General features: G+C 71.1%; 6 protein-coding genes and 1 pseudogene. 2 read left to right on the top strand and 5 right to left on the bottom strand.

The features are described from left to right. The 5 genes and pseudogenes from AC2W7J_RS13980 to thrS all read right to left on the bottom strand — a co-directional run. Positions 1-654 (bottom strand): phosphatidylinositol mannoside acyltransferase (locus tag AC2W7J_RS13980; protein ID WP_485983122.1); only part of this gene is annotated, 654 nt, incomplete at its 3' end. Positions 655-768: 114 nt separating this feature from the next. Next, positions 769-1,407: a phosphatidylinositol phosphate synthase gene (gene pgsA, locus AC2W7J_RS13975; protein ID WP_485983120.1), complete on the bottom strand. Its 639-nt coding sequence runs from the start codon at positions 1,405-1,407 to the stop codon at positions 769-771. 67 nt (positions 1,408-1,474) lie between these two features. Further along, a complete protein-coding gene (locus AC2W7J_RS13970) occupies positions 1,475-2,035 on the bottom strand; it encodes an HIT family protein (protein ID WP_485983118.1) in 561 nt (186 codons plus the stop codon). Between the two features lie 69 nt (positions 2,036-2,104). Beyond that, entirely contained in the window at positions 2,105-2,569 is a 465-nt protein-coding gene (locus AC2W7J_RS13965; RefSeq protein ID WP_485983117.1) for a GNAT family N-acetyltransferase, read from the bottom strand. A gap of 97 nt (positions 2,570-2,666) precedes the next feature. Further along, positions 2,667-4,713, bottom strand: a pseudogene (thrS, locus tag AC2W7J_RS13960) (threonine--tRNA ligase). Positions 4,714-4,856: 143 nt separating this feature from the next. Between thrS and AC2W7J_RS13955 the strand changes: the two are divergent. Continuing rightward, complete coding sequence (locus AC2W7J_RS13955; RefSeq protein ID WP_485983115.1) at positions 4,857-5,963, top strand: sterol desaturase family protein; 1,107 nt, start codon at positions 4,857-4,859, stop codon at positions 5,961-5,963. A gap of 25 nt (positions 5,964-5,988) precedes the next feature. Then, the gene (locus tag AC2W7J_RS13950) at positions 5,989-6,711 is read left to right on the top strand and encodes an MOSC domain-containing protein (protein WP_485983113.1); all 723 of its coding nucleotides are present in this window, start codon (positions 5,989-5,991) and stop codon (positions 6,709-6,711) included. The last annotated feature ends 123 nt before the right edge of the window (positions 6,712-6,834 follow it).

The raw sequence follows: 6,834 nt of genomic DNA, 5'->3' as shown, positions 1-6,834 counted from the left end.
GCGACGGGCGTCGTGGACGGTCAGAACCATCGCCCCGAGGCTGCCGCGACCCGGCTCGTGGCGCAGCGTCACCGGGTAGAGCGGCAGGCCGGTCTCGACGGCGAGGGCCGCGGGGCCGGCGGCCATGCGCGCCCGGTGCCCGCACAGGTCGACCTCGACGCCACTCGCGGACAGGTCACGGTCGGCGAGCAGCGGCATGACGACCGGCTCCCCCGTCGCGAGCTGCTCGCGCAGCCTGACGAAGGTGCCCCGCTCGGCCGGGTGGATCACCATGCCCAGGCTCTCTCGGTAGTCGAGGAAGGCGCGGAACATCTCCTCCGGCTCGAGCCGTTCGGCAACGGTGACGACGGTGCCGAGGTGGCGGGCGCACCAGACCCCGGCGAGGTCCCAGTTGCCCGTGTGGCCGAGGAAGGCCAGGACCGGTCGGCCGGCGAGCAGGTCCGCCTTGAGCTGCGGCATCGCCCCCTCGAAGCGCACGACCGAGTCGACGTGCTCGCCGCTCACCGCGGGCAGCCGGAAGGCCTCGACGTAGTAGCGCAGGCTGGCCCGCACGCCATCGGCGACGAGCCGCTCGAGGTCGTCCGCCGACAGCTCCGGGCGGACCCGGGCGTAGTTGGCTCGCAGCCGCTGGACGGACGGGCCGTCGGGCGCGATGGGTGCGGTCGGCCGCGAGGTCGAAGAGGAGGTAGGCCAGCCGGGCCGGCAGCAGCCGCAGCGCCCGCCACGCCAGGAGGAAGGCGAGGACGGTGGCGCGCTGCCGCAGCCGCGTCATGACCCGGCGGGTGCGGTGCCGGAGGACTCTTGGGCAAAGGCCTGCCGGCGCACGAGCAGGACGCGCTGGAAGATCGTCACGACGCTGGCGACGGCCAGCAGACCGAGCACGACCTTGAGCACCTCCTCGGGCAGGCCCATGCCGACGAAGCCGGTCGTGACGAGCGCGGCGACGAGCCGATCGGCCCGCTCCGCGATGCCGACGTCGGCCCGCATCCCGAGCCCCTCGGCGCGGGCGCGCGCGTAGGAGACGACGCTGCCGAGGACGAGACAGGCCAGGGCGAGCCAGGCCATGAGCCGGTCGTCGCCGCCCTGGAAGAACCAGATCGCCAGGCCGGAGAAGATCGCGGCGTCACCGAGCCGGTCGAGCGTCGAGTCGAGGAATGCACCCCAGCGGTTCGACCGGCCGAGCTGGCGGGCCATGATCCCGTCGATCGTGTCGGAGAAGACGAAGGCGGTGATGACGAGCACGCCGACGAGCAGCTGCCCGCGGGGGAAGAAGACGAGGGCACCGAGGCAGACGCCGAGGGTGCCGATGATCGTGACGGCGTCGGGGCTGATGCCCATCCGGAGCAGAAGGCGCGCCACCGGGGTGAGGATCCGGGTGACGGCGGCGCGTGCGTATCGATTGAGCATGGCGGGTCAAGCGTAACCGCGCCCCGCACCGCCGCCGGACGGCGCACCGGCCTGTGGGCGAGCAGCCTCAGCGGCTGGCGTCCCCCCACGCCGCGACGAGGGCCGCACGGGCGTCCTCGAGCAGGATCGGCAGCGCCTTGGTCTGGGCGATGATCGGCAGGAAGTTCATGTCCCCGCCCCACCGCGGGATGACGTGCTGGTGCAGGTGCGCGGCCACCCCGGCGCCGGCGACGGCGCCCTGGTTCATCCCGAGGTTGAAGCCGTGCGGGTTGGACGAGGCCTGCAGCGCGCGGATCGCCGTCTTGGTCAGGGCCGTGAACTCCGCCGTCTCCTCGTCGGTGAGGTCGATGTAGAGCGAGACGTGCCGATAGGGGCAGACGAGGACGTGACCGGCGTTGTAGGGGAAGAGGTTCATGACGACGAAGCAGGTCTCGCCGCGGTGGACGATCAACCCCTCGGCGTCGTCCTTGTCCGGGGCGACGCAGAAGGGACACCCGTCTCCCGCGTCGTCACTCGGCCGCTCCCCCGTCACGTAGGCCATGCGGTGCGGCGTCCACAGCCGGTCGAAGCCATCGGGCACGCCCACGAGGGAGCGCGCGTCCTCGGTCGGGTGGTCCTGCTGCGTCATGGGCCCGATCCTGTCACGCCCCATGACGAAGGGGGGTCCGCCCCCTTCGTCCCGTGGCCGGGCCGGCGCTCAGCCCTGCCGCGGGACCCACTCGCGCAGCCGGGCGGTCGGGTCGTCGAAGCCGGTGGCGTCGAAGAGCGGCCGCCCGGCGTCGCTGGCGTTGAGCCGCACGAAGCGCACCCGCTCGGCGGTCGCCGCCTCCTGCACCGCGTGCAGCAGGCGGCGGCCCAGCCCCTCGCGGCGTCGGTCGGCAGAGACGAAGACCTGCTGGACGTACCACCACTCCGGCCGCCCGAGGTGGCTCAGCGTGGGCAGCTTGCGCACGCGCAGCGCGAGTACGCAGCCGACCGGCCGCCCGTCGGGCTCCTCGGCGATCCAGCCACGGACCCCGTCGAAGTCGGCGAGCAGCGCATCGGCGTAGTCGGTGAGGAAGCCGGGCCGCGGCGTGTGCCCGACCTCCCGGTCCTGCTGCAGGCGCAGCGCGCCGAGCGAGAGCGCGTCGTCGCGCTCGATCGGGCGGATCCGCGTCGTCATGCCCGCAACATAGCCAAGAACCCGCACTTCCTTGAGGAAATGCGGCCCGGAGGCCGTACGACCTCAAGGAAATGCGGGTTCTTGTGGGTGCGACGCCTCAGATGGTGCCGGCAGGGGCGGCGTCGGGGCCGGGATTGGTCAGGCTCGGGGCCGAGGTGATCTGGTCCTTGGCCTCGACGGCCGCGAGGACCCGCTCGATCGCGGTCTCGATCGGCAGCCCGTTTTCTTGGCTGCCGTCGCGGTAGCGGAAGGAGACGGCGTTGTTGCTGCGGTCCTCCTCGCCGGCGATGAGGGTGAAGGGCACCTTGGACTTGCTCGCATTGCGGATCTTCTTCGGGAAGCGGTCGTCGCTCTCGTCGAGCTCGACGCGGATCCCCTTCGTCCGCATCTGCTGCAGCACGTCCCAGAGGTAGTCGTTGTACTCCTCGGCGACCGGCACGCCGAGCACCTGGACGGGCGAGAGCCACACCGGGAAGGCGCCGGCGTAGTGCTCGACGAGCACACCGATGAAGCGCTCGATCGAGCCGAACTTCGCCGAGTGGATCATCACCGGCTGCTGCCGCGAGCCGTCGGCCGCCTGGTACTCGAGCGCGAAGCGGTCGGCCGAGGGCTGGTTGAAGTCGTACTGGATCGTGCTCATCTGCCAGGTGCGGCCGATGGCGTCACGGGCCTGCACCGACACCTTGGGCGTAGGTAGGCGGCGCGCCCGGGTCCGGCACGAGCTCGAGCCCGGTCTCGGAGCACACCTGCTCGAGGACGGCGGTCGCCTCGGCCCAGTCCTCGTCGCTGCCGATGAACTTGCTGGACTTCTCGCCCCCTTCGTCCCGGGTGGACAGCTCGAGGTAGAAGTCGTCGAGACCGAAGTCGCGCAGCAGCCCGAGGATGAAGTCGAGCAGGTGGCGGATCTCGTCGGGCGCCTGCTCCTTGGTGACGTAGGAGTGGCTGTCGTCCTGGGCGAAGCCGCGCACCCGCGTCAGGCCGTGGATGACACCGGACTTCTCGTGCCGGTAGACGTGGCCGAACTCGAAGAGCCGCAGCGGCAGCTCGCGGTAGGAGCGCTGCTTGCTCCGGTAGATGAGGTTGTGCATCGGGCAGTTCATCGCCTTGAGGCGGTAGTCCATGCCGTCGACGTCGAAGGGGGGATACATCCCCTCGCCGTAGTAGGGCAGGTGGCCGGAGGTGTGGAAGAGCCCCTCCTTGGCGATGTGCGGCGTGCCGACGTACTCGAAGCCTTCCTCGATGTGCCGCTGGCGGACGTAGTCCTCCATCTCGCGCTTGATGACGCCACCCTTGGGGTGGAAGACCGGCAGGCCGGAGCCGATCTCGTCGGGGAAGGAGTAGAGGTCGAGGTCGCGCCCGAGCTTGCGGTGGTCGCGCTTCTCCGCCTCGGCGAGCCGGTCGAGGTAGGCCTTGAGCTCGTCCTTGGACGGCCAGGCCGTGCCGTAGACACGCTGCAGCTGGGGGTTCTTCTCGCTGCCGCGCCAGTAGGCCGCGGCGCTGCGCATGATCTTGTAGGCATTGCCGATGACCTTGGTGCTCGGCACGTGCGGTCCGCGGCACAGGTCGCCCCAGGCGCGGGTGCCGTCGCGGCGGACGTTGTCGTAGATCGTCAGCTGGGCGCCGCCGACCTCGACCGAGGCGCCCTCGGCCGCGTCCTCGGAGGCGCCGCCCTTGAGCCCGATGAGCTCGCACTTGTAGGGCTCGTCGGCCAGCTCGACGAGCGCGTCGTCGTCGCTGATCTCGCGGCGCACGAAGGCCTGGCCCTCGTTGATGATCCGCTGCATCGCCTTGTCGAGCGCCTTGAGGTCCTCGGGGGTGAAGGGCTCCTCGACGTCGAAGTCGTAGTAGAAGCCGTCGCGGATCGGCGGGCCGATGCCGAGCTTGGCGGAGGGGTTGATCTGCTGCACGGCCTGCGCGAGCACGTGGGCCGTGGAGTGGCGCAGGACGTCGAGACCATCCTGCTCGGCGGCCGTGACCGGCTCGACGACGTCACCCTCGGCGACCTCGTGGGCCAGGTCGCGCAGCTCGCCGTTGACCCGGGCGACGAGGACTGCCCGGTCTCCCTCGAAGAGGTCCGCCGCAGTAGTCCCCCGGTCCACCGATCGCTCGTCTCCGGCGACGTTGATGGTGATCTGGGCAGACACGGGATGCTCCTGTGGGACGGGGTGCGGTGCCCGGCCGGCACCGCGAAGAACTCTATCCCCGCGAAGGGGGCGGCCCCCAACGCATTCCACCTTGAGTACCAGACCTCAGGCCGCGCCCCCTTCGCCCTCCCTACCGTCGATGCATGCTCACCAAGGACGCTCGACTCCTCCCGCACACCGCCTGCTGGTTCGGCGTGCTCAGCCTGCTCGCCGTGCTGTGCTTCCACTTCCCCGAGCTGCTCACGAGCCAGGAGTTCCGCCCCGTCTACACCTCGGGCTTCGCCCGCGGGCTGCTGCTCGTCGGCATCATCGCAGCCCTGGTCATCGGCACGGTCGCCGTGCTCGCCGGGCAGCGACGGCCCATCGCCTTCACCGGGGTCGTCGCGGCCACGGTGGCTGTGCTGCTGGGTGGGTCCGAGGTCCCCCTCGGCGAGATCGAGGCGACCCCGTGGTCGCTGGGTGTCGACTGGTTCATCCTCTCGCTCGTCTTCTCGGCGGTCGTCTTCATCCCGCTCGAGCGCCACCTCGCCCACCGACCGCACCCGGTGCTCCGCCGGGGCTGGCGCACCGACGTCTGCTACTTCTTCCTCAGCCACGTCCTCGTCCAGCTGATCCTCATCGTCGTCACGACGTCGACGACGACGGTCGCCGCAGCCATCGCCGTCGACCCGATCAAGGAGCTGGTCCGCGCGGTCCCCCTGTGGTTGCAGGTCCTGCTCGCGGTCTTCGTCGCCGACCTCGCCCAGGCGGTGCTGCACCGCGCCTACCACCGGGTGAAGAGCCTCTGGCGGTTCCACGCCGTGCACCACTCCAGCCGCGACCTCGACTGGCTCGCCGGCTCGCGCGTCCACCTCGCCGAGACCGTCCTGACCCGCAGCATCGTCCTGCTGCCGCTCATTGTCCTCGGCTTCTCGACCCCCGCGATGAACGCCTACGTCATCATCGTCGGCCTCCAGGCCGTCGTGGCCCACGCCAACATCGGGGTGCGCTTCGGCTGGCTCGAGTACCTCATCGTCCTGCCGCGCTACCACCACTGGCACCACGCCCGGCACGTCGACTACTGGGACCGCAACTACGCGATCCACCTGCCGGTCGTCGACATGCTCATGGGCAGCTTCAAGCTCCCCCGTGACGGCAGCTGGCCGGAGGAGTACGGCGTCCTGCGGCTGGAGAGCGTGCCGGAGGGCATCGTCGAGCAGCACCTCATGCCCTTCCGCGGCGACCGCGACTACGAGCGTCACGTCGCCTGAGCCCACGGCTGGTTGACTGGCGGCCGTGCACATCACCCGCATCGGACTCACCCCGCTCAAGGGCGCCCGCCACGCCGACCTCGCCCACGTCCGCGTCGACCCGACGGGCCCGCGCGGCGACCGCCTCTTCTGCCTGCTCGAGACCGACCGCGACCACGTGCTGCGCACGGTCGACAACCCGTCGATGGTCCTCGTCTCCGCCTCCCTGGACGGCCCCCGGCTGACCGTCACCACACCGAAGGGAGGGCCCCTCACCGGGGAGCCCACGCCCACCGGTGAGGTCGTCGAGGCCGACTACTGGGGGCGACGAGCCCGGCTCGAGGTCATGGCCTCGGACCATGCCGACCTCCTCGGCCAGCACCTGGGCCGACCGGTCCGGCTGGCCCGCATCCGCTCAGCCGGCGAGGTCGTCTACGGCGGCTCCGTGAGCATGGTGACGACCGGAGCGCTGCGCGACCTCGGCGAGGAGCAGGCTGCCCGGTTCCGCGCGACGCTGACGATCGAGGCCGACCGTGACCCCGAGCCGGGGAGCCTGCTGCGCCTGGGCGAGGCCGTGGTCCGGGTGCGCGGCCCGGTCCCGCGCTGCCGGGTCGTCGACATCAACTGCGAGACGGGCGAGCTCGACACGCGTCACCTGCACACCCTCGCCCGCCGGGAGCGGCCCGAGGGCGAGGTCCCCTTCGGGGTCGACGCCGACGTCGTCACCCCGGGGCTCGTGCGCCGGCAGGACCCGGTCGACGTGATCTGAGAGTGTGGGCGGGCACGCGTCCGCGGACACACCACGAGAGGGATGGACCATGCACGTCATCTGGGGACTGGCGGGCATGCTCGGCCTGCTCGTCATCGCCGCCGCGCTGTCGACCAACCGTCG

This window comes from Janibacter sp. CFPM2_SD2, from assembly GCF_057364645.1.
Note: the sequence above shows the minus strand (reverse complement) of the source record. Positions and strands in the feature narration are given on the sequence as shown.

Bases quoted from the DNA above. Each gene is read 5' to 3' on its own strand.
- pgsA (WP_485983120.1), bottom strand. From the start codon at position 1,407: ATGCTCAATCGATACGCACGCGCCGCCGTCACCCGGATCCTCACCCCG.
- AC2W7J_RS13970 (WP_485983118.1), bottom strand. From the start codon at position 2,035: ATGACGCAGCAGGACCACCCGACCGAGGACGCGCGCTCCCTCGTGGGC.
- AC2W7J_RS13965 (WP_485983117.1), bottom strand. From the start codon at position 2,569: ATGACGACGCGGATCCGCCCGATCGAGCGCGACGACGCGCTCTCGCTC.
- AC2W7J_RS13955 (WP_485983115.1), top strand. From the start codon at position 4,857: ATGCTCACCAAGGACGCTCGACTCCTCCCGCACACCGCCTGCTGGTTC.